Consider the following 18,371-nt stretch of genomic DNA (forward strand, 5'->3'; position numbering starts at 1 on the left):
TATCCCGGCTAGGCCGGTATCCGAATGCAAAAAAGGGCTTGCAATACGCCCGCATGCTGACTACTATCTGCGCCCTGCTTTCGAGCAGTGCTAACCGGGGCATCGTTCCCGGGCTTGTTTTGACACCATCCGCCTCCCATAGGGGTAAGGCAGGTGGGCTTTTTGCCATATAAATTATGGTTCGAAACAGTCTGGAGTTTGTTAGCTATGGCTAACCAAAGAATCCGCATCCGCCTCAAGGCCTTTGATCATCGTCTGATTGATCAGTCCGCCCAAGAGATCGTGGATACGGCCAAACGGACAGGCGCACAGGTGACGGGTCCTATCCCTCTGCCGACGCGTAAGGAAAAGTTTACGGTGCTGATCTCTCCGCATGTGAATAAAGATGCGCGGGATCAGTATGAGATTCGCACCCATAAGCGGCTGGTGGACATCGTTGAGCCTACGGATAAGACCGTAGACGCTTTGATGAAGCTGGATCTGGCTGCTGGCGTGGATGTGCAGATCAGCCTGGGTTAACAACGGGCGGGTTCAACCGCAACAGGTTGTGAAGAGGTAAACAATGGCGATTGGTGTAATCGGTCGAAAATGCGGGATGACCCGGGTGTTCACTGAAGAAGGTGTCAGTGTCCCGGTTACGGTCATCGAGGTAACCCCGAACCGGGTTGCCCAGCTGAAGGCCGAAGAAACAGATGGCTACCAGGCCGTGCAAGTAACGGCGGGTGAGCGCCGTGCCAGCCGCGTGACCAAGGCTCAGGCCGGTCACTTCGCTAAGGCTGGTGTTGAAGCAGGTCGTGGTGTCTGGGAATTCCGTGCTGAGGCTGGTGAGCTGGAAGCCGGCGCTGCCGTAACCGTGGAAATCTTTGAAGCGGGCCAGATGATTGATGTCACTGGCACCTCCAAAGGTAAAGGTTTCGCTGGCGGCGTTAAGCGCTGGAACTTCAGCACCCAGGACGCAACCCACGGTAACTCCTTGTCCCACCGTGCTCCGGGTTCCATTGGTCAGAACCAGACCCCGGGCCGTGTATTCAAGGGCAAGAAGATGGCGGGCCATCTGGGTGCCGAGCGTGTCACCGTCCAGAATCTGGAAGTGGTTCGCGTGGATGCGGAAAAGAATCTGTTGCTGGTCAAGGGTGCGGTCCCCGGTGCTACCGGTGGTGACGTGATCGTGCGCCCGGCAGTGAAGGCGAAGGCCTGAAAGAGGAATTAGAGGATGAATCTCAATACTGCCTCTGGAGGTACCGTTACCGTTTCCGAAGTCGCCTTCGGCAAGGACTTTAACGAGCCTCTGGTTCATCAGGTTGTTGTCGCATTTCTGGCTGGTGCTCGTCAGGGCTCCAAGGCGCAGAAAAATCGCTCCGAAGTGAGCGGTGGTGGCCGTAAGCCGTGGCGGCAAAAGGGTACGGGTCGTGCCCGTGCAGGTACTATCCGCAGCCCCATCTGGCGCGGCGGCGGCAAGACGTTTGCTGCAGTACCCCGTGACCATTCCCAGAAAGTGAACCGCAAGATGTACCGTGGTGCGCTGCAGTGCATCATGTCCGAGCTGGTTCGCCAGGAGCGTCTGGTGGTGGTTGACGAATTCAGCGTCGACGCCCCCAAGACCAAGGCTGTAGCAGCCAAATTGAAAGAGCTGGATCTGAACAGCGTGCTGATCGTGACCGATGAGGTTACCGAGAACCTGTTCCTGGGTTCACGCAATCTGCCGAAAGTGGACGTGCGTGATGCTCAAGGCGTTGATCCGGTAAGCCTGATCGCCTTTGAAAAAGTGCTGATCACCGTGCCGGCTCTGAAGAAGCTTGAGGAGGCGCTGGCATGAGCAGCAGCAAAGAGCGCATTTTGAAGGTGCTTCTGGCGCCGCACGTTTCTGAGAAGGCGACTAACGAAGCCGAGCAGAACGGCACCGTAGTGTTCAAGGTGGCCAAGGACGCGAACAAGCTGGAAATCAAGAAGGCCGTTGAAAGCCTGTTTGATGTAAAGGTTGTTGGTGTGCGTACCACCAATGTGAAAGGCAAGTCCAAGTTCTTCGGTCGTGTGGCGGGTAAGCGCAGCGACTGGAAGAAGGCCTATGTTTCCCTCGCGGAAGGCCAGGACATTGACTTCCTCGGCGCAGAGTAAGGAAGGGAGTAAGGAATAATGGCGATTGTAAAATGCAAGCCGACTTCTCCGGGCCGCCGCTTTGTCGTCAAGGTGGTCAACGAAGATCTGCATAAAGGTGCGCCCTATGCACCGCTGTTGGAAGCCAAGGCTAAAAACGGTGGTCGTAACAACAACGGTCGCATCACCACCCGTCACAAAGGCGGTGGTCACAAGCAGAAGTATCGTGTAATCGATTTTCGTCGCAGCAAGGACGGCGTCGCTGGTGTTGTCGAGCGTTTGGAGTATGATCCGAACCGCTCCGCGCACATTGCCCTGGTCAAGTACCTGGATGGCGAGCGTCGTTACATTCTGGCCCCGAAAGGCCTGAAAGCTGAAGACCGTGTCCAGTCCGGCGAAGATGCGCCGATCAAGCTGGGTAACGCGCTTCCGCTGCGCAATATTCCGCTGGGTTCCACTGTGCACAACGTGGAAATGAAGCCCGGCAAAGGTGGTCAGCTGGCGCGCTCTGCAGGAACATCCGTGCAGGTGCTGGCGAAGGATGGTCAATACGTGACCCTGCGTCTGCGCTCCGGCGAGATGCGCAAGGTTCACGCTGACTGCCGCGCGACCATCGGTGAGGTTTCCAACAGTGAGCATAGCTTGCGCTCACTGGGTAAAGCAGGCGCCAAGCGCTGGCGTGGTGTTCGTCCCACCGTTCGCGGTGTGGCAATGAACCCCGTCGACCACCCCCATGGTGGTGGTGAAGGGCGTACTGCGGGTGGTCGTCATCCGGTAACCCCCTGGGGTGTACCGACCAAGGGCCACAAGACCCGTACCAACAAGCGCACCTCCAAGATGATTGTGCGTGACCGTCGTAAGTAAGGGATAGAGAGAGGTTCAGGCTGTGCCACGTTCACTGAAAAAAGGTCCTTTCATGGATCACCACCTCCTGAAGAAGGTGGAAGATGCGGTGGAAGCCGGCTCCCGTAAGCCGATCAAAACATGGTCCCGTCGCTCCATGATCATCCCGGAGATGGTGGGTCTGACCATTGCGGTACACAACGGCAAACAACATGTACCGGTACTCGTTACCGAGCACATGGTGGGCCACAAGTTGGGCGAGTTCGCCCTGACCCGCACCTATCGCGGGCATATCGTGGACAAAAAGGCTAAGCGATAAGGTGACTGTCATGGCTACTGAAGTTGCAGCCCGTCTGCGCGGTGCAAGAATTTCGGCACAGAAAGCCCGCCTTGTCGCTGACCAGGTCCGAGGCCTGGAAGTCGAGAAGGCGCTGAATCTTCTGGAATTCAGCCCCAAGAAGGCGGCAAAGATCATTAAGAAAGTGCTGGAGTCCGCAATTGCAAATGCGGAAAACAACGACGGCGCTGACGTTGATGAGCTGAAGGTGTCCACGGTATTCGTGGATGAAGGCATGACGATGAAGCGGATCCGTCCGCGCGCCAAAGGCCGCGCTGACCGCATCCTCAAGCGTACTTGCCACATAACTGTGAAAGTCTCAGAAGGTCAGGAGTAACCAGATGGGTCAGAAAGTTCATCCGGTCGGTATTCGCCTTGGCATTGTCAAAGAGCATAACTCGCTCTGGTATGCCGGACCGAAGTCCTACTCAGACTGCCTGGTTACCGACCTGCAGGTGCGCGAGTATCTCTACAAGCGCCTGAAGAATGCATCGGTGAGCCGTATCAAGATCGAGCGTCCGTCTGAAAACGTTCGTATCACCATTGCTACTGCGCGTCCGGGCATTGTGATTGGTAAGAAAGGTGAAGACGTTGAGCGTCTGCGTCGTGATGTTGCCGCCAAGATGGGTGTGCCCGTGCACATCAACATCGAGGAAGTGCGCAAGCCCGACCTGGATGCCCGTCTGGTTGGCGATAACATCGCCGGTCAGCTGGAACGCCGAGTGATGTTCCGTCGCGCCATGAAGCGTGCCGTACAGAACGCCATGAAGGCTGGCGCTGAAGGTATCAAGATTCAGTTGTCCGGTCGTCTGGGTGGTGCAGAGATTGCGCGTACCGAGTGGTACCGCGAAGGCCGCGTGCCGCTGCACACTCTGCGTGCAGACATCGATTACGCGAGCGTTCGTGCTGAAACCACCTACGGCACCATCGGTATCAAGGTGTGGATCTTCCGTGGCGAAGTGCTGGGTGGCATGGAGCAGGTTCAGCAGGAAGAGCAGCAGAAGCAGTCCAAGGGCGCGAAAAAGCGCGGCCGCGGTTAAAGGGTAACGAACGATGTTGCAGCCGAAGCGTACCAAATTCCGCAAAGTTCATAAGGGCCGCAACCGTGGCCTGGCACAACGGGGCAGCAAGGTGTCTTTCGGCACCATTGGCCTGCAGGCAACTGGTCGTGGTCGTATCACCGCGCGCCAGATTGAAGCCGCCCGTCGTGCAATGACCCGCCATATCAAGCGGGGCGGTAAGATCTGGATCCGGGTGTTCCCGGACAAGCCCATCACCCAGAAGCCTCTGGAAGTGCGGATGGGTAAAGGTAAGGGTTCTGTAGAGTACTGGGTTGCCCAGATTCAGCCGGGCAAGATGCTCTACGAAATGGAAGGTGTGTCAGAAGACGTGGCGCGTGAAGCGTTCCGTCTGGCCGCGGCCAAGCTGCCGGTTAGCACCCGTGTCGTGACTCGGACGGTGATGTAAGCCATGAAAGCGAGCGAGCTGAGAGATAAAAGTGTCGAGGAGCTGCAGCAGGAGCAACTCAACCTGCTTGAGCAACAGTTCAAGCTGCGTATGAAGAGTGCTTCCGGTCAGCTTTCTAAAACCCATGAGCTTGGGACGGTTCGCCGTAACATTGCGCGCGTTAAAACCATTCTGAGAGAGAAGCAGGGTAACTAGTCATGGCAGAGGCGAACAAAATGCGCCGGACCGCTACCGGCAAGGTGATCTCTAACAAGGGTGAGAAAACCATCACCGTATTGGTAGAACGCCGGGTTCAGCACCCGATCTACGGCAAGATCATCAAACGCTCCACCAAGTTGATGGCGCACGATGAAGAGAATCAGTGCCGTGAGGGTGACCTGGTCACCATCGAAGAGTGCCGGCCGTTGTCCAAGCGTAAAAGCTGGACCCTGGTTAGCGTAGTTGAACAGGCCAACGAGGCCTAACGGAACGTTGCTGTGACTGCCTGCAAGGGCAGGAGTTGGAGAGAGTAAGCGATGATTCAGACCGAAACCATGCTCGAAGTGGCCGATAACAGCGGCGCCCGTCGAGTGCAGTGCATCAAGGTGCTCGGTGGCTCCCACCGTCGCTATGCAGGCATTGGTGACATCATCAAGGTCACAGTGAAGGAAGCGATTCCGCGCGGCCGCGTCAAGAAAGGTGACGTGATGACCGCAGTGGTTGTGCGTACTCGCAAGGGTGTGCGTCGCCAGGACGGTTCACTGATTCGTTTCGACGAAAATGCCGCGGTGCTGTTGAACAACAACAAGGCGCCGATCGGTACCCGGATCTTCGGCCCGGTAACTCGCGAACTGCGTACCGAGCAATTTATGAAGATCATCTCCCTGGCACCTGAAGTTCTGTAAAGGCGGGTGAAGGTAATGCTCAAGATCAAGCGTGATGACGAAGTCATCGTAATCGCGGGCAAGGACAAAGGTAAGCGTGGTAAGGTACAGCGCGTACTGGATAACGGTCGTCTGATCGTTGCTGGTATCAATCTGGCCAAGAAACACGTGAAGGCTGATCCTAACCGCGGCATTCAAGGCGGCATCATCGAGAAGGAAGCGGGCATCAATGCTTCCAATGTTGCCATCTGGAACCCCAAGACGCAGAAAGCGGATCGTGTGGGCTTCCGTTTTGAAGACGGTCAGAAAGTCCGCTTCTTCAAGTCCAACGGCGAAACGCTGTAGGTTAGGTGACCCATGAGTGATCTGAAAAAGATTTATCAAGACGAGATCGTGCCCAAGCTGAAAGAAGAGCTGGGTATTGCCAACATCATGGAAGTGCCGAAGATCACCAAGATCACCCTGAACATGGGTGTTGGTGAAGCTTCTGCGGACCGTAAGGCGATGGATGGTGCGATTTCCGACATGACGGCGATTGCCGGTCAGAAGCCGCTGGTTACCAAGGCGCGCAAGTCCGTTGCGGGTTTCAAGATCCGTGAAGGCTGGCCGATTGGTTGCAAGGTGACCCTGCGCAACCAGCGTATGTACGAATTCCTGGAGCGTCTGGTCTCCGTAGCGATTCCGCGTATTCGTGACTTTCGTGGTCTGAATCCGAAATCCTTCGATGGCCGTGGCAATTTCTCCATGGGTCTGCGTGAGCAGATCGTGTTCCCGGAAATCGATTTCGACAAGGTCGACAAACTGCGTGGTCTGGATATCACCATTACCACGACAGCCAAGACCGACGATGAAGCTCGGGCGCTGCTGCGCGCCTTCAACTTCCCGCTGAAGGGCTAAGAGGATTTATCATGGCTAAAGTATCCATGAAAAACCGGGAAGCAAAACGCACCAAGCTGGTTGCGCGTTTTGCCGCCAAGCGTGCAGCGCTTAAGGCGATCATCCAGGATCCCAATGCAGAACCTGAAGCCAAATGGGATGCCCAGCTTCAGCTGCAAAAACTGCCGCGCGATTCTTCCCCGGTACGTCAGCGTAACCGCTGCCGCATTACCGGTCGTCCGCACGGTTACTACCGCAAGTTCGGCCTGAGCCGGATCAAGCTGCGTGAAGCAGCAATGCGCGGTGATGTTCCCGGTCTGGTTAAGTCCAGCTGGTAAGCAAGGTTTAAGCGGAGCGATTGCAGCATGAGCATGCAAGATACCCTGGCGGATATGTTTACCCGTATCCGTAACGCCCAGATGGCCAAGAAAGTACAGGTTGAGATTCCCGCCTCCAAGGCGAAGGAAGCGATTGCCAAGGTACTGAAGGAAGAAGGTTACATCGCGGGTTATGAAGTCGCTGGCGATAAAAAGCCGGTTCTGACGGTCGAGCTGAAGTACTACGAAGGCAAGCCGGTAATCGAGAAGATTGCACGTGTTAGCCGTCCTGGTCTGCGGGTTTACAAATCCGCCGGTGAGATCCCCAAGGTGAAAGGTGGCTTGGGCGTGATGATCGTGTCCACCAACCAGGGCATTATTTCAGACCGCGCAGCGCGCAACGCCAATGTTGGTGGCGAGCTGATCTGCGAAGTGTCCTAACAGAAGCGGTGTAGACGGGTTAGGTGCAGCAATGTCTAGAGTAGCAAAAAGTCCGGTAAATCTGCCGAAAGGCGTCGAGTTCAAGGTCGACGGCCAGAATGTTGCCATCAAAGGCAGCAAAGGCAGCCTGGAGCACGAAGTTCACCAGCTGGTGGAAGTGACTGTTGAGGAAGGCGTGGCCTCTGTGAAGCCGCGCGAAGAGTCCCAACAGGCATGGGCCCTGGCAGGTACCACTCGTGCTCTGCTGAATAACATGGTGACCGGTGTCTCCGAAGGCTTCGAGCGCAAGCTTCAGCTTCTCGGTGTGGGTTACCGCGCACAGGCTCAGGGCAAGGTGCTGAACCTCACCCTCGGTTTTTCCCACCCGGTGGCCTTCGAGCTGCCCGAAGGGATCACCGTTGAGACCCCGAGCCAGACTGAAATCGTTATCAAGGGCGTTGACAAGCAGCTGGTAGGTCAGGTTGCAGCCAACGTTCGGGGCTTCCGTCCGCCTGAGCCCTACAAGGGTAAAGGGGTGCGCTATGCTGATGAGCAAGTGCGCCGTAAGGAAGCCAAGAAGAAATAATCGTCGAGACTGATGCCATGAGAGACAAGAAAGTTGCACGTCTGCGCAGGGCCAAACGCACCCGCTTGAAGATCCGTGAGCTGGGTGAGCACCGTCTCTGCGTACACCGTACTCCGCGTCACATCTATGCGCAGGTAACTACTGCTGCGGGTGACCAGGTACTGGCGTCCGCGAGTACAGTGGAAAAGGACCTGCGTGCTGGTTCTACCGGTAATGCTGATGCTGCGGCGAAAGTTGGTCAGCTGATCGCTCAACGCGCCAAAGACGCGGGTGTCGAGCGCGTGGCCTTTGACCGCTCCGGTTTTAGATATCACGGCCGCGTAAAGGCGCTGGCAGAAGCCGCGCGTGAAAACGGGCTTGAATTTTAAGGGTGCTTGGTTATGGCGAAGGTTGATCCCAACGAAGGTCTGCAGGAAAAGCTGGTACAGGTAAACCGGGTCGCGAAAGTTGTAAAAGGCGGCCGCATTTTCGGTTTTACCGCGCTGACTGTAGTGGGTGACGGCAAGGGCAAAGTGGGCTTTGGTCGTGGCAAGGCACGTGAAGTGCCGGCTGCTATCCAGAAGGCCCTGGAAGCCGCGCGTCGCAACATGATTCAGGTGGAGCTGAACGGCACCACCATTCAGCACCCGATGAAGGCCCGTCACGGCGCCTCCAAGGTGTACATGCAGCCGGCCGATGAAGGTACCGGTGTGATTGCCGGCGGTGCCATGCGTGCCGTGCTGGAAGTCGCAGGCGTTCAGAACGTACTGGCCAAGTGTTATGGTTCCACCAACCCGGTAAACGTGGTTCGGGCTACCTTTAACGGCCTGAAGTCCATGGCTTCCCCGGAGTCTGTGGCAGCCAAGCGTGGCAAGTCTGTCGAAGACATTCTGAACTAAGCGCAGATAACGGAATCGTTACGATGGCTGAAAAGATCAAGGTTAAGCTGGTTAAAAGCACCAACGGCCGGCTCGAAAAGCACAAGGCCTGTGTGCGCGGTCTCGGTCTGCGCCGCATTGGCCACACCGTGGAAGTTGAAGATACCCCGGCGGTTCGCGGCATGATCAACAAGGTCGCTTACCTGCTGCAGGTAGAGGGAGAATAAGATGCGTCTGAATGATCTGCATCCCGCTGAAGGTTCCCGCCCGGAAGGCAAGCGCGTAGGTCGCGGCATTGGCTCCGGTCTGGGCAAGACCGGTGGTCGTGGTCATAAAGGTCTGAAATCCCGCTCCGGTGGTTCCGTGAAGCCCGGTTTCGAAGGCGGTCAGATGCCGCTGCAGCGCCGTGTGCCGAAGTTTGGTTTTACCTCCAAGCTGGCCATGGGTACCGCCGAAGTTCGCCTGGCTGAACTGGCCAAGGTGGAAGGCGATGTGGTTGACCTGGAAGCGCTGAAGAAGGCCAACGTGGTGCGTCGCGACATGAAGCGCGCCAAGATTGTCCTGCAGGGCGAAATCGACCGCGCTGTTACCATTCGTGGCGTGGCCATCACCAAAGGCGCCCGCGAAGCGGTAGAGAAAGCCGGCGGTAAAATCGAGGAATAAGGCAGCGTTCTATGGCCAAGAATCGCGCTCAAACACTGAATGGTGGTGCGCCGAAAGTAGACGGCAACGCAATGCGTGAGCTGTGGAGGCGAATCGGTTTTCTGTTGGGCGCCATGGTGGTGTTCCGTATCGGGGCACATATCCCGGTACCGGGCATGAACCCGGAAGCGTTGCAACAGATGTTCAACAATAACCGGGACACCATTCTTGGCCTGTTCAACATGTTTTCCGGGGGCTCCCTGCAGCGCATGAGTATCTTCGCGCTGGGGATCATGCCCTACATCACGGCAAGCATCGTGATTCAGCTGATGACGGCGGTGGTACCGTCGCTTGAACAGCTGCGGAAAGAAGGTGAACAGGGACGTCGCAAGATTACCCAGTATACCCGTTATCTGACGGTGATCCTGGGTGCCATTCAGTCCTTCGGGGTCTGTGCCGGCCTGAAAAGCCAGGGCATTACACTGCTGCCGGAAGATGCGAACACCATGCAGGTGGCGAGCTTCTATTTTGTGGCGGTGAGTACGCTGGTAACCGGTACCGTGTTCCTGATGTGGCTGGGTGAACAGATTACCGAGCGGGGTATTGGCAACGGCATTTCCATGCTGATCTTTACCTCCATTGTGGCCGGTCTGCCGGGGGCGGTGGCGAATACGTTCGAGTCCGCCCATACCGGTGACCTGAGCCTGATCATGCTGCTGGGTGTGTTCCTGGTGGCCATGGTCGTGATTTTTGGTGTGGTCTTCGTGGAACGCGGGCAGCGTCGGATTACCGTCAACTATGCCCGTCGTCAGCAGGGCCGCCGCGTTTACGCAGCCCAGCAGAGTCATCTGCCGCTGAAAGTGAACATGGCCGGTGTGATTCCGGCGATTTTTGCCAGCTCCATCCTGCTGTTTCCGGCGTCACTGACCCACTGGTTCAGTGATTCCAACCCGGATTCCTGGTGGGGCCAGGCACTGCGCAGTATCAGTGATGCACTGCTGCCGGGTACGCCGCTGTATATCCTGCTGTTTACCCTGGCGATTGTGTTCTTCTGCTACTTTTACACCGCGCTGGTGTTCAATCCGAAGGATGTCGCGGACAACCTGAAGAAATCCGGCGCCTATATTCCGGGTATCCGCCCGGGCGAGCAGTCCGCTCGCTATATCGATACCGTAATGGGCCGTCTGACCCTGATCGGTGCGATGTACATGACGCTGGTGTGCCTGCTGCCACTGGGTCTGCAATCGGTTGCCAATGTGCCCTTCTATCTGGGCGGCACCTCTCTGCTGATCGTGGTGGTGGTGGTCATGGACTTCTGGTCGCAGGTTAATGCGCATCTGACGTCCACCCAGTACGAGAAGTTGATGAAGAAAGCCAACCTGAAAGGGTATGGCGGCACCGGTCTGGTGCGCTAACGAACGAGGCGAGTGCGATGAAAGTTCAGGCTTCTGTGAAGAAGATCTGCCGTAACTGCAAAGTGATCCGCCGTAAGGGTCGCGTGATGGTGATCTGCAGTGCCGAACCCCGGCACAAGCAGCGCCAGGGTTAAGGTAAACGACTTCTTTTAGTGTTTGGTTGAAATTCAGTCGGTGTAGCGCTAGACTCTGCCGCCTTTCGGCGCCTGGAGATCTGGCGCCACCCGTTTTGTGAATCGGAGATATTCGGATGGCCCGTATTGCAGGCGTTAACATCCCGGACAATAAGCACACGGTGATTTCCCTCACCTACATTTTCGGGATCGGTCGTACCCGTGCTCAATCCATCTGCGCGGCGACTGGTATTGCTGAGGACGCGAAGGTTCGCGACCTTTCTGGTGACCAGCTGGACCAGATCCGTGCTGAGGTTGCCAAGTTCTCTACCGAAGGTGACCTGCGCCGGGAAATCAACATGAACATCAAGCGTCTGATGGACCTCGGGAGTTTCCGTGGTATTCGCCATCGTCGCGGCTTGCCACTGCGTGGCCAGCGTACCAAGACCAACGCCCGGACCCGTAAGGGCCCGCGCAAACCGATTCGCAAGTAAGCTGAACTGTCAGCAGCTGGATTTGGATAGGCATCATGGCTAAGTCAAAAAGAGATAGTGGCGCTCGTCGTAAGAAGGTAACGCGCACCGTAGCTGACGGTATCGCTCACGTGCATGCGTCCTTTAACAACACCATCATCACCATCACCGACCGTCAGGGCAATGCCCTGTCCTGGGCGACCTCTGGTGGTGCCGGTTTCCGTGGTTCCCGCAAGAGCACCCCGTTCGCAGCCCAGGTAGCGGCCGAGAACGCGGGTAACGCGGCCAAGGACTACGGTCTGAAGAACCTGGAAGTCCGTGTGAAGGGCCCCGGCCCGGGTCGCGAATCCTCGATTCGTGCCCTGAACGGCTGCGGTTACAAGATCACCCATATTCAGGACGTTACGCCGATTCCGCATAACGGTTGCCGTCCGCCCAAAAAGCGTCGCGTGTAACGGGAGTTAGAGCAAGATGGCAAGATACATCGGTCCCAAGTGCAAGCTTTCCCGTCGTGAAGGCACCGATCTGTTCCTGAAGAGCGGTATCCGCCCTCTGGAATCCAAATGTAAGGCCGAGCAGGCGCCGGGTCAGGCGGCTGGCGGTCGTCGTCCGGGTCGTCTGTCCGACTACGGCGTGCAACTGCGTGAAAAGCAGAAAGTTCGTCGTATGTACGGCGTTCTGGAAAAGCAGTTCCGTAGCTACTACAAGAAAGCCGCACGCTCCAAGGGCGCTACCGGCGAAGTTCTGCTGCAGCTGCTGGAAGGCCGTCTGGACAACGTCGTTTACCGCATGGGCTTCGGCTCCACCCGCGCCGAAGCGCGTCAGCTGGTGAGCCACCGTGCCATCCTGGTTAATGGCCAGTCCGTTAACGTGGCTTCCTACCAGGTCAAGCCCGGCGACGTGATCAACGTTCGTGAGAAGTCCAAAAACCAGCTGCGCGTGAAAAACGCCATGGAGCTGGCTCAACAGCGCGGTTTCATGCCGTGGATTGAGGTTGACGAGAAGAAGCTGGAAGGTACCCTGAAGGCCCTGCCTGAGCGTATCGACCTGCCGGCCGAGATCAACGAAAACCTGATCGTCGAGCTGTACTCCAAGTAAGGACTGCCTGAGGGATCTCTATGACCGCCGTGAACGACTTTCTCACGCCCCGCTCGATCGCGGTCAACGCGATCAACCAGACCCATGCCAAGGTGGTTCTGGAACCGCTGGAGCGTGGTTTTGGCCATACGCTGGGCAATGCGCTGCGCCGCATTCTGATTTCCAGCATGCCTGGCTGTGCGATCACCGAAGTGGAGATCGACGGCGTGCAGCACGAATACTCTTCCATCGAAGGGGTTCAGGAAGATGTGATCAACATCCTGCTGAACCTGAAGGGCGTTGCCCTGAAAATGGAAGACCGTGAAGAGGCTACCCTGGAGCTGGTCAAGAAAGGCCCGGGCGTTGTCACCGCCGACGATATCCAGCGCGATCACAGCGTGGAAATCGTCAACCCGGATCACCTGATCTGCACCATTACCGGCGACACCGAACTGCGTGTGAAGCTGAAAGTGCAGCAGGGCCGTGGTTACGTGGCTGCGGATGCGCGTCAGTCAGAAGACGACGAAACCCGCGGTATTGGCCGACTGCAGCTGGATGCCAGCTATAGCCCTGTGCGCCGCGTGGCCTACGTGGTCGAGGCTGCCCGTGTTGAGCAGCGTACCGACCTGGACAAGCTGGTTATCGATCTGGAAACCGACGGTACCATCGAGCCGGAAGAAGCGATTCGCCGTGCTGCCACCATCTTGCAGCAGCAAATCGCCGTGTTCGTGGACCTGGAGCAGGATGCCAAGCCTGAGCCGAAGCAGGAGCGTGAGGAAATCGATCCCATCCTGCTGCGTCCGGTAGATGATCTGGAGCTGACCGTTCGCTCCGCCAACTGCCTGAAGGCTGAAAACATCTACTACATCGGTGATCTGGTACAGCGTACCGAGGTCGAGTTGCTGAAGACCCCGAATCTGGGTAAGAAGTCGCTGACCGAGATCAAGGACGTGCTGGCCTCCAAGGGCCTGTCACTGGGCATGCGTCTGGAGAACTGGCCGCCGGTCAGCCTCCGTGATGATGACCGGCTGAACACCAAATTGCGCTAAGTGAGTTGTTGTGGACGCTGTGAAGCGCCCCTGAACATAGGAACAGAATCATGCGTCATCGCAAAAGCGGCAGAAAACTGAATCGGAACAGCTCCCATCGTCAGGCGATGTTCCGTAACATGGCTGTGTCTCTGCTGGAGCACGAAGCGATCAAGACCACTCTGCCGAAAGCCAAAGAGCTGCGTCGTGTGGCTGAGCCGCTGATCACTCTGGCGAAGGAAGATTCCGTCGCCAATCGTCGTCTGGCTTTCAATCGCACTCGCTCCAAGGAAGTGGTTGGCAAGCTGTTCAACGAACTGGGTCCGCGCTACCAGAGCCGCCCCGGTGGTTACGTTCGCATCCTCAAGATGGGCTTCCGCGCCGGCGATAACGCGCCGATGGCCTATGTTGAGCTGGTCGACCGTCCCGAGGCTGCTGACGAAGAGTAAGCGCTCTGTGGACGGAAAAAACCGGGCCTTGTGCCCGGTTTTTTTGTGCCTGGCGAAAAGACCGCTTTATTATGCTAGTCATCACAGCGGGAGAACGTCATGACGATCCAGGCATTCCATCCCCACGTCTACTATGACGCGGCCAGCTTTACTCAGGCGGCGGCCCTGTGTCAGGCCGCCCATCAGCATTTTCAGCTGCCCATGGGCCGCATGCATCGCCGGCCCGTGGGTCCCCATCCCTGCTGGAGTTGCCAGCTGACCATCCCGCGGGACGGCGCCACCGAGGTGATCTGCTGGCTGATGGAGGCCCGCAATGGCCTGACGATCTTTATTCATGGTCTCAGCGGGGATGATTTGCGTGACCACACCGAGTTGGTCATGTGGCTGGGCCCTTCGCAGCCGCTGGATCTGACGGCGTTTCGCGCCGGGCAATAACCGCATCGCGGGCCCGGCTTATACCAAATTTTGCGTTCGCCACCTTGTATTCCAGCCCCTCCGTCGGCATGAATAGGTCAGGTAAGAAAGATCCTTCATTCATTTGCCAGCATGGAGCCAGCATGAGCGAGCAACCCTTTCTCACTGATATCAAGACATTACGTGAACGTGCCCGTCGTCATATCGAGCAGGGCGCGGTGACCGAGGGCTACAAGGCGGACCGCGAGACCGTGATCCGGCTGTTGAACGAAGCCCTGGCCACCGAGATCGTCTGTACCCTGCGCTACAAGCGTCATTACTACATGGCGGAAGGGCTCAGTGCCTCGGTGGCGGCGCAGGAATTTCTGGAGCACGCCCAGCAGGAGCAGCAGCATGCGGACTGGCTGGCCGAGCGCATCGTACAGCTGGGAGGCGCGCCCAACTTTTCTCCGGAAGGCCTTTCCACCCGCTCCCATGCGGAATACGTTGAGGGTGAAGACCTGAAGGATATGGTCAAGGAAAACCTGATCGCCGAGCGAATCGCCATCGACAGCTACCGGGAAATCGCCACCTTTCTGGGCGACAAGGACCCAACCACCCGCCGCATCATGGAAGATATCCTGGCTCAGGAAGAAGAGCACGCCGACGACATGGCGGCGATACTGGAAGCCATCTAACTGACCGGTCGTCCCCGGTACATACGTGAACCGCGCTGCCGGGGCGCGGTCTCCCCTCTGCTGTTGGCCGCATCCACGGGTTGCCCCCGGTACATGCGAGCCACCTCCCCGGGGGGCGACTCTTCGTGCACCAGCACATCCGGCCCCTCCAGCTTGATCAACTCCAGCTGAATTTCGCCGTACAGCCGCTGCAGCCCGTGGGAGCGAGTGATGCCGGCGTAGTGTGCCAGTTTCTGGCGCAATTGCGGATCGGTTAGCGACAGGCGATCGTCAAACTCGGCCCGGATAAGTCGCCGGCACTGGTTGACCAGATTGACGATCTGATACTGCATCAGCCAGCGGTGGTTGATCTCGGTCTCCATGGCGGTACTCCTGCATGGGATAGTGAGAAGGTCTCACAGACAAAGCAGAAAGCGTGCCATGGACTGGGCGGCATTTCGGACTCGGGGATAATCAAAAAGGCGCACTGGCGCGCGCCATGGTCGTGCAGGCGCACCAGTGCTGTGCGCCTGTTGTTATTTCAGCATGGCTTTGAGGAAGCGGCCGGTATGGCTGCCCTTAGCTTTGGCTACCTCTTCCGGTGTGCCCTCGGCGATGATTTGACCGCCGCCGTCGCCGCCTTCCGGCCCCAGGTCGACGATCCAGTCGGCGGTCTTGATCACATCCAGGTTGTGCTCGATCACCACCACGCTGTTGCCGTGGTCGGCGAGCCGGTTGAGCACGTCCAGCAGCAGCTGGATATCGTGGAAGTGCAGGCCGGTGGTGGGCTCGTCAAGGATGTAGAGGGTGCGGCCGGTGTCCCGGCGTGACAGTTCCTTGGCCAGCTTGACGCGCTGGGCCTCACCGCCGGAGAGGGTGGTGGCTGCCTGGCCCAGTTTCACGTAACTGAGGCCCACGTCCATTAGTGTCTGCAGCTTGCGCGCCAGGGACGGTACCGCGTCAAAGAAGTCGCGGGCGTCCTCGATGGTCAGATCCAGCACCTCGAAGATGTTCTTGCCCTTGTAGTGAATTTCCAGGGTCTCGCGATTGTAACGCCGGCCTTCACAGACTTCGCAGGGCACATAGATATCCGGCAGGAAGTGCATTTCCACCTTGATGACGCCATCACCCTGGCAGGCCTCGCAGCGCCCGCCCTTGACGTTGAAGCTGAAGCGGCCGGGTTTGTAGCCCCGGGCACGGGCTTCCTGGGTGCCGGCGAACAGTTCGCGCACCGGCGTGAAGATGCCGGTGTAAGTGGCCGGGTTGGAACGCGGCGTGCGGCCGATGGGGCTCTGGTCGATATCCACCACCTTGTCGAAATGCTCCAGCCCCTCGATTTCCTCATGGGGCGCGGCCTTGAGTGTGGTGGCCTTGTTCAGTTTGGTGGCGGCCAGCGGATACAGGGTGCTGTTGATCAGGGTGGACTTGCCCGAACCGGATACCCCGGTGATGCAGGTGAACAACCCCACCGGGATGTTGAGCGGGTGGCCCTTGAGGTTGTTGCCGGTGGCGCCGTGCAGGGTCAGCCATTTGTCATCGCGGTTTTCCCGGCGTTGTTTCGGCACCGCGATCTGTTTACGCCCGGACAGGTAATCGCCGGTCAGTGAGTCCGGGTTGTCAGCTACCTGCTGGGCACTGCCCTGGGCCACCACGGCACCGCCATGGACGCCGGCGCCGGGGCCGATGTCGATGACATGGTCGGCCAGTCGGATGGCGTCTTCATCGTGCTCTACCACCAGTACCGTGTTACCCAGGTCGCGTAGCCGGGTGAGGGTGTTGAGCAGACGCTCGTTATCGCGCTGGTGCAGGCCGATGGAGGGCTCATCCAGCACATACATGACGCCCACCAGGCCGGCGCCGATCTGGCTGGCCAGGCGGATGCGCTGGGCTTCGCCGCCGGACAGGGTTTCCGCGCTGCGCTCCAGGGTCAGGTATTCCAGCCCCACGTTGACCAGAAACTGCAGGCGGTCGCGGATTTCCTTGAGGATCTTGTCGGCGATCTCGCCCTTGCTGCCGGGCAGGGACAGCTCACTGAAGTAGGCGTGGGCCTTGCCCACCGCCAGGCGTACCACCTCTGGCAGGGTGGTCTGCTCGATAAAGACATGACGGGCCGCCTCGCGCAGACGGGAGCCGTGACAGCTGGGGCAGCTGGAGGTGGACATGTAGCCCAGCAGGTCCTCGCGGACCGCGTCGGATTCGGTTTCCCGGTAGCGCCGTTCCATGTTGGGGATGATGCCCTCGAACGGATGGTTGCGCTTGATGATGTCGCCACGGTCGTTGAGGTAACGGAACTCGATGCTTTCCTTGCCGGTACCGTAGAGGATCTTCTTGCGAATGTCCTTGGCCAGGCTGCTGAAGGCCACGTCCATGTCGAAGCCCAGGCTCTGGGACAGGGAGTTGAGCATCTGGAAGTAGTAGACGTTGCGGCGGTCCCAGCCGCGGATGGCGCCTTCCGCCAGTGACAGCTCCTCGGAGCTGATCACCTTGTCCTCGTCGAAGAACTGCTTGACGCCCAGGCCGTCACAGCTGGGGCAGGCGCCGGCCGGATTGTTGAAGGAAAACAGCCGCGGCTCCAGTTCCGGAATGGAGTAGCCGCAATGGGGGCAGGCAAACTTGGCGGAGAAAGTGGTCTCCTCGCCGTCGCCATTCCCTCCATTCTCAAGAGGGGCAATCACGGCAATGTCGTCGGCCAGATTGAGGGCGGTCTCGAAGGATTCCGCCAGCCGGTTCTGCAAGTCGCCGCGGACCTTGAAGCGGTCCACCACCACTTCGATGGTGTGCTTCTTGTTCTTGTCCAGATCCGGGGTGTCATCCATGTCGTAGATGCGCCCGTCGATGCGCACACGGATAAAGCCCTGGGCGCGCAGTTCCTCGAACAGGTGAACATGCTCGCCTTTCTTCTCGCGGATCACCGGGGCCAGCAGCATCAGCTTGCTGCCTTCCTCCATGGCCAGCACCTGGTCGACCATCTGGCTGATGGTCTGGGCGGCCAGCGGCGCGTCATGCTCCGGGCAGCGCGGCTCGCCCACGCGGGCAAACAGCAGGCGCAGGTAATCGTAGATTTCGGTGATGGTGCCCACGGTGGAGCGCGGGTTGTGACTGGTGGACTTCTGCTCGATGGAAATGGCCGGACTCAGGCCCTCGATATGGTCCACATCGGGTTTTTCCATCATCGACAGGAACTGGCGGGCGTAGGTGGACAGCGACTCCACATAACGGCGCTGGCCTTCCGCATAAAGGGTGTCGAACGCCAGCGAGGACTTGCCGGAGCCGGACAGACCGGTGATCACCACCAGCTTGTCACGGGGAATGTCCAGATCCACGTTTTTCAGGTTGTGGGTGCGTGCGCCACGTACAAGGATGGTATCCATAGGGAAAAGACCCGCCTCAGACTACTGTCAGAATGAACAGGGCAGTATAGGCGAATTACTGTGAAGGGGAAAA

32 protein-coding genes are annotated in these 18,371 nt (G+C 58.2%); 30 read left to right on the forward strand and 2 right to left on the reverse strand.

Annotated features, from left to right (window positions below; translation table 11 throughout):
• Positions 1-207 precede the first annotated feature (207 nt).
• The 30 genes from rpsJ to A11A3_RS08475 all read left to right on the forward strand — a co-directional run bounded on the left by rpsJ (position 208) and on the right by A11A3_RS08475 (position 14,948).
• Positions 208-519, forward strand: coding sequence for a 30S ribosomal protein S10 (gene rpsJ / locus A11A3_RS08330; protein ID WP_008928843.1), 312 nt, complete (start codon positions 208-210; stop codon positions 517-519).
• 43 nt (positions 520-562) lie between these two features.
• Positions 563-1,198 carry a 50S ribosomal protein L3 gene (gene rplC, locus A11A3_RS08335; protein WP_008928844.1) on the forward strand — a complete coding sequence of 212 codons (636 nt, stop codon included), beginning with the start codon at positions 563-565 and terminating at the stop codon, positions 1,196-1,198.
• 15 nt (positions 1,199-1,213) lie between these two features.
• A complete protein-coding gene (gene rplD, locus A11A3_RS08340) occupies positions 1,214-1,816 on the forward strand; it encodes a 50S ribosomal protein L4 (RefSeq protein ID WP_008928845.1) in 603 nt (200 codons plus the stop codon).
• The gene (gene rplW / locus A11A3_RS08345; protein ID WP_008928846.1) at positions 1,813-2,115 is read left to right on the forward strand and encodes a 50S ribosomal protein L23; all 303 of its coding nucleotides are present in this window, start codon (positions 1,813-1,815) and stop codon (positions 2,113-2,115) included. The genes rplD and rplW overlap by 4 nt, the downstream gene beginning before the upstream one ends.
• Before the next feature lie 18 nt (positions 2,116-2,133).
• A complete protein-coding gene (gene rplB, locus A11A3_RS08350; RefSeq protein ID WP_008928847.1) occupies positions 2,134-2,958 on the forward strand; it encodes a 50S ribosomal protein L2 in 825 nt (274 codons plus the stop codon).
• A gap of 22 nt (positions 2,959-2,980) precedes the next feature.
• Positions 2,981-3,256, forward strand: a complete 276-nt coding sequence (gene rpsS, locus A11A3_RS08355) for a 30S ribosomal protein S19 (RefSeq protein WP_008928848.1) — start codon at positions 2,981-2,983, stop codon at positions 3,254-3,256.
• A gap of 10 nt (positions 3,257-3,266) precedes the next feature.
• Complete coding sequence (gene rplV / locus A11A3_RS08360; RefSeq protein ID WP_008928849.1) at positions 3,267-3,611, forward strand: 50S ribosomal protein L22; 345 nt, start codon at positions 3,267-3,269, stop codon at positions 3,609-3,611.
• Between the two features lie 4 nt (positions 3,612-3,615).
• Positions 3,616-4,314 carry a 30S ribosomal protein S3 gene (gene rpsC, locus A11A3_RS08365; RefSeq protein ID WP_008928850.1) on the forward strand — a complete coding sequence of 233 codons (699 nt, stop codon included), beginning with the start codon at positions 3,616-3,618 and terminating at the stop codon, positions 4,312-4,314.
• Between the two features lie 13 nt (positions 4,315-4,327).
• Positions 4,328-4,741 (forward strand): 50S ribosomal protein L16, encoded by a 414-nt coding sequence (gene rplP, locus A11A3_RS08370; protein ID WP_008928851.1) that lies wholly within the window; start codon positions 4,328-4,330, stop codon positions 4,739-4,741.
• Between the two features lie 3 nt (positions 4,742-4,744).
• Positions 4,745-4,936 (forward strand): 50S ribosomal protein L29, encoded by a 192-nt coding sequence (rpmC, locus tag A11A3_RS08375; protein ID WP_008928852.1) that lies wholly within the window; start codon positions 4,745-4,747, stop codon positions 4,934-4,936.
• A 2-nt stretch (positions 4,937-4,938) separates the two neighbouring features.
• The gene (gene rpsQ, locus A11A3_RS08380) at positions 4,939-5,205 is read left to right on the forward strand and encodes a 30S ribosomal protein S17 (RefSeq protein WP_008928853.1); all 267 of its coding nucleotides are present in this window, start codon (positions 4,939-4,941) and stop codon (positions 5,203-5,205) included.
• Positions 5,206-5,256: 51 nt separating this feature from the next.
• On the forward strand, positions 5,257-5,625 hold the full coding sequence (rplN, locus tag A11A3_RS08385; protein WP_008928854.1) for a 50S ribosomal protein L14: 369 nt from the start codon (positions 5,257-5,259) through the stop codon (positions 5,623-5,625).
• Positions 5,626-5,640: 15 nt separating this feature from the next.
• Complete coding sequence (gene rplX / locus A11A3_RS08390) at positions 5,641-5,949, forward strand: 50S ribosomal protein L24 (protein WP_008928855.1); 309 nt, start codon at positions 5,641-5,643, stop codon at positions 5,947-5,949.
• A 12-nt stretch (positions 5,950-5,961) separates the two neighbouring features.
• Positions 5,962-6,501, forward strand: a complete 540-nt coding sequence (gene rplE / locus A11A3_RS08395; RefSeq protein ID WP_008928856.1) for a 50S ribosomal protein L5 — start codon at positions 5,962-5,964, stop codon at positions 6,499-6,501.
• An 11-nt stretch (positions 6,502-6,512) separates the two neighbouring features.
• The gene (gene rpsN / locus A11A3_RS08400; protein WP_008928857.1) at positions 6,513-6,818 is read left to right on the forward strand and encodes a 30S ribosomal protein S14; all 306 of its coding nucleotides are present in this window, start codon (positions 6,513-6,515) and stop codon (positions 6,816-6,818) included.
• Between the two features lie 27 nt (positions 6,819-6,845).
• The gene (rpsH, locus tag A11A3_RS08405) at positions 6,846-7,238 is read left to right on the forward strand and encodes a 30S ribosomal protein S8 (protein WP_008928858.1); all 393 of its coding nucleotides are present in this window, start codon (positions 6,846-6,848) and stop codon (positions 7,236-7,238) included.
• Between the two features lie 31 nt (positions 7,239-7,269).
• Complete coding sequence (gene rplF, locus A11A3_RS08410) at positions 7,270-7,803, forward strand: 50S ribosomal protein L6 (RefSeq protein WP_008928859.1); 534 nt, start codon at positions 7,270-7,272, stop codon at positions 7,801-7,803.
• Between the two features lie 17 nt (positions 7,804-7,820).
• Positions 7,821-8,171: a 50S ribosomal protein L18 gene (rplR, locus tag A11A3_RS08415; protein ID WP_008928860.1), complete on the forward strand. Its 351-nt coding sequence runs from the start codon at positions 7,821-7,823 to the stop codon at positions 8,169-8,171.
• A gap of 12 nt (positions 8,172-8,183) precedes the next feature.
• A complete protein-coding gene (gene rpsE, locus A11A3_RS08420; RefSeq protein ID WP_008928861.1) occupies positions 8,184-8,681 on the forward strand; it encodes a 30S ribosomal protein S5 in 498 nt (165 codons plus the stop codon).
• Positions 8,682-8,704: 23 nt separating this feature from the next.
• A complete protein-coding gene (gene rpmD, locus A11A3_RS08425; RefSeq protein ID WP_008928862.1) occupies positions 8,705-8,887 on the forward strand; it encodes a 50S ribosomal protein L30 in 183 nt (60 codons plus the stop codon).
• Position 8,888: 1 nt separating this feature from the next.
• Positions 8,889-9,323 (forward strand): 50S ribosomal protein L15, encoded by a 435-nt coding sequence (gene rplO, locus A11A3_RS08430; protein ID WP_008928863.1) that lies wholly within the window; start codon positions 8,889-8,891, stop codon positions 9,321-9,323.
• Positions 9,324-9,334: 11 nt separating this feature from the next.
• Positions 9,335-10,717, forward strand: coding sequence for a preprotein translocase subunit SecY (gene secY, locus A11A3_RS08435; RefSeq protein WP_008928864.1), 1,383 nt, complete (start codon positions 9,335-9,337; stop codon positions 10,715-10,717).
• A 17-nt stretch (positions 10,718-10,734) separates the two neighbouring features.
• A complete protein-coding gene (gene rpmJ / locus A11A3_RS08440) occupies positions 10,735-10,851 on the forward strand; it encodes a 50S ribosomal protein L36 (protein ID WP_008928865.1) in 117 nt (38 codons plus the stop codon).
• Between the two features lie 116 nt (positions 10,852-10,967).
• Complete coding sequence (gene rpsM / locus A11A3_RS08445; RefSeq protein WP_008928866.1) at positions 10,968-11,324, forward strand: 30S ribosomal protein S13; 357 nt, start codon at positions 10,968-10,970, stop codon at positions 11,322-11,324.
• Between the two features lie 35 nt (positions 11,325-11,359).
• Positions 11,360-11,758: a 30S ribosomal protein S11 gene (gene rpsK, locus A11A3_RS08450; RefSeq protein WP_008928867.1), complete on the forward strand. Its 399-nt coding sequence runs from the start codon at positions 11,360-11,362 to the stop codon at positions 11,756-11,758.
• 16 nt (positions 11,759-11,774) lie between these two features.
• Positions 11,775-12,401 carry a 30S ribosomal protein S4 gene (gene rpsD, locus A11A3_RS08455; RefSeq protein WP_008928868.1) on the forward strand — a complete coding sequence of 209 codons (627 nt, stop codon included), beginning with the start codon at positions 11,775-11,777 and terminating at the stop codon, positions 12,399-12,401.
• Between the two features lie 20 nt (positions 12,402-12,421).
• Entirely contained in the window at positions 12,422-13,429 is a 1,008-nt protein-coding gene (locus tag A11A3_RS08460) for a DNA-directed RNA polymerase subunit alpha (RefSeq protein WP_008928869.1), read from the forward strand.
• A gap of 50 nt (positions 13,430-13,479) precedes the next feature.
• On the forward strand, positions 13,480-13,857 hold the full coding sequence (gene rplQ / locus A11A3_RS08465; protein WP_008928870.1) for a 50S ribosomal protein L17: 378 nt from the start codon (positions 13,480-13,482) through the stop codon (positions 13,855-13,857).
• A gap of 99 nt (positions 13,858-13,956) precedes the next feature.
• Positions 13,957-14,292, forward strand: coding sequence for a DOPA 4,5-dioxygenase family protein (locus A11A3_RS08470; RefSeq protein WP_008928871.1), 336 nt, complete (start codon positions 13,957-13,959; stop codon positions 14,290-14,292).
• A gap of 122 nt (positions 14,293-14,414) precedes the next feature.
• On the forward strand, positions 14,415-14,948 hold the full coding sequence (locus A11A3_RS08475; RefSeq protein WP_008928872.1) for a ferritin-like domain-containing protein: 534 nt from the start codon (positions 14,415-14,417) through the stop codon (positions 14,946-14,948).
• On the opposite strand, the gene A11A3_RS08480 is transcribed toward A11A3_RS08475, so the two are convergent.
• Both A11A3_RS08480 and uvrA read right to left on the reverse strand, forming a co-directional pair.
• Positions 14,945-15,310: a hypothetical protein gene (locus A11A3_RS08480; RefSeq protein ID WP_008928873.1), complete on the reverse strand. Its 366-nt coding sequence runs from the start codon at positions 15,308-15,310 to the stop codon at positions 14,945-14,947. The genes A11A3_RS08475 and A11A3_RS08480 overlap by 4 nt on opposite strands.
• 153 nt (positions 15,311-15,463) lie before the next feature.
• Positions 15,464-18,298, reverse strand: a complete 2,835-nt coding sequence (gene uvrA / locus A11A3_RS08485; protein ID WP_008928874.1) for an excinuclease ABC subunit UvrA — start codon at positions 18,296-18,298, stop codon at positions 15,464-15,466.
• Positions 18,299-18,371: the final 73 nt, after the last annotated feature.

The sequence above is a fragment of the Alcanivorax hongdengensis A-11-3 genome (assembly GCF_000300995.1).
Taxonomy (GTDB): domain Bacteria; phylum Pseudomonadota; class Gammaproteobacteria; order Pseudomonadales; family Alcanivoracaceae; genus Alcanivorax; species Alcanivorax hongdengensis.

Coding starts and splice junctions, on each gene's coding strand:
- rpsJ (WP_008928843.1), top strand. CDS start 208: ATGGCTAACCAAAGAATCCGCATCCGCCTCAAGGCCTTTGATCATCGT.
- rplC (WP_008928844.1), top strand. CDS start 563: ATGGCGATTGGTGTAATCGGTCGAAAATGCGGGATGACCCGGGTGTTC.
- rplD (WP_008928845.1), top strand. CDS start 1,214: ATGAATCTCAATACTGCCTCTGGAGGTACCGTTACCGTTTCCGAAGTC.
- rplW (WP_008928846.1), top strand. CDS start 1,813: ATGAGCAGCAGCAAAGAGCGCATTTTGAAGGTGCTTCTGGCGCCGCAC.
- rplB (WP_008928847.1), top strand. CDS start 2,134: ATGGCGATTGTAAAATGCAAGCCGACTTCTCCGGGCCGCCGCTTTGTC.
- rplV (WP_008928849.1), top strand. CDS start 3,267: ATGGCTACTGAAGTTGCAGCCCGTCTGCGCGGTGCAAGAATTTCGGCA.
- rpsC (WP_008928850.1), top strand. CDS start 3,616: ATGGGTCAGAAAGTTCATCCGGTCGGTATTCGCCTTGGCATTGTCAAA.
- rplP (WP_008928851.1), top strand. CDS start 4,328: ATGTTGCAGCCGAAGCGTACCAAATTCCGCAAAGTTCATAAGGGCCGC.
- rpmC (WP_008928852.1), top strand. CDS start 4,745: ATGAAAGCGAGCGAGCTGAGAGATAAAAGTGTCGAGGAGCTGCAGCAG.
- rpsQ (WP_008928853.1), top strand. CDS start 4,939: ATGGCAGAGGCGAACAAAATGCGCCGGACCGCTACCGGCAAGGTGATC.
- rplN (WP_008928854.1), top strand. CDS start 5,257: ATGATTCAGACCGAAACCATGCTCGAAGTGGCCGATAACAGCGGCGCC.
- rplX (WP_008928855.1), top strand. CDS start 5,641: ATGCTCAAGATCAAGCGTGATGACGAAGTCATCGTAATCGCGGGCAAG.
- rplE (WP_008928856.1), top strand. CDS start 5,962: ATGAGTGATCTGAAAAAGATTTATCAAGACGAGATCGTGCCCAAGCTG.
- rpsN (WP_008928857.1), top strand. CDS start 6,513: ATGGCTAAAGTATCCATGAAAAACCGGGAAGCAAAACGCACCAAGCTG.
- rpsH (WP_008928858.1), top strand. CDS start 6,846: ATGAGCATGCAAGATACCCTGGCGGATATGTTTACCCGTATCCGTAAC.
- rplF (WP_008928859.1), top strand. CDS start 7,270: ATGTCTAGAGTAGCAAAAAGTCCGGTAAATCTGCCGAAAGGCGTCGAG.
- rplR (WP_008928860.1), top strand. CDS start 7,821: ATGAGAGACAAGAAAGTTGCACGTCTGCGCAGGGCCAAACGCACCCGC.
- rpsE (WP_008928861.1), top strand. CDS start 8,184: ATGGCGAAGGTTGATCCCAACGAAGGTCTGCAGGAAAAGCTGGTACAG.
- rpmD (WP_008928862.1), top strand. CDS start 8,705: ATGGCTGAAAAGATCAAGGTTAAGCTGGTTAAAAGCACCAACGGCCGG.
- rplO (WP_008928863.1), top strand. CDS start 8,889: ATGCGTCTGAATGATCTGCATCCCGCTGAAGGTTCCCGCCCGGAAGGC.
- secY (WP_008928864.1), top strand. CDS start 9,335: ATGGCCAAGAATCGCGCTCAAACACTGAATGGTGGTGCGCCGAAAGTA.
- rpmJ (WP_008928865.1), top strand. CDS start 10,735: ATGAAAGTTCAGGCTTCTGTGAAGAAGATCTGCCGTAACTGCAAAGTG.
- rpsM (WP_008928866.1), top strand. CDS start 10,968: ATGGCCCGTATTGCAGGCGTTAACATCCCGGACAATAAGCACACGGTG.
- rpsK (WP_008928867.1), top strand. CDS start 11,360: ATGGCTAAGTCAAAAAGAGATAGTGGCGCTCGTCGTAAGAAGGTAACG.
- rpsD (WP_008928868.1), top strand. CDS start 11,775: ATGGCAAGATACATCGGTCCCAAGTGCAAGCTTTCCCGTCGTGAAGGC.
- A11A3_RS08460 (WP_008928869.1), top strand. CDS start 12,422: ATGACCGCCGTGAACGACTTTCTCACGCCCCGCTCGATCGCGGTCAAC.
- rplQ (WP_008928870.1), top strand. CDS start 13,480: ATGCGTCATCGCAAAAGCGGCAGAAAACTGAATCGGAACAGCTCCCAT.
- A11A3_RS08470 (WP_008928871.1), top strand. CDS start 13,957: ATGACGATCCAGGCATTCCATCCCCACGTCTACTATGACGCGGCCAGC.
- A11A3_RS08475 (WP_008928872.1), top strand. CDS start 14,415: ATGAGCGAGCAACCCTTTCTCACTGATATCAAGACATTACGTGAACGT.
- A11A3_RS08480 (WP_008928873.1), bottom strand. CDS start 15,310: ATGGAGACCGAGATCAACCACCGCTGGCTGATGCAGTATCAGATCGTC.
- uvrA (WP_008928874.1), bottom strand. CDS start 18,298: ATGGATACCATCCTTGTACGTGGCGCACGCACCCACAACCTGAAAAAC.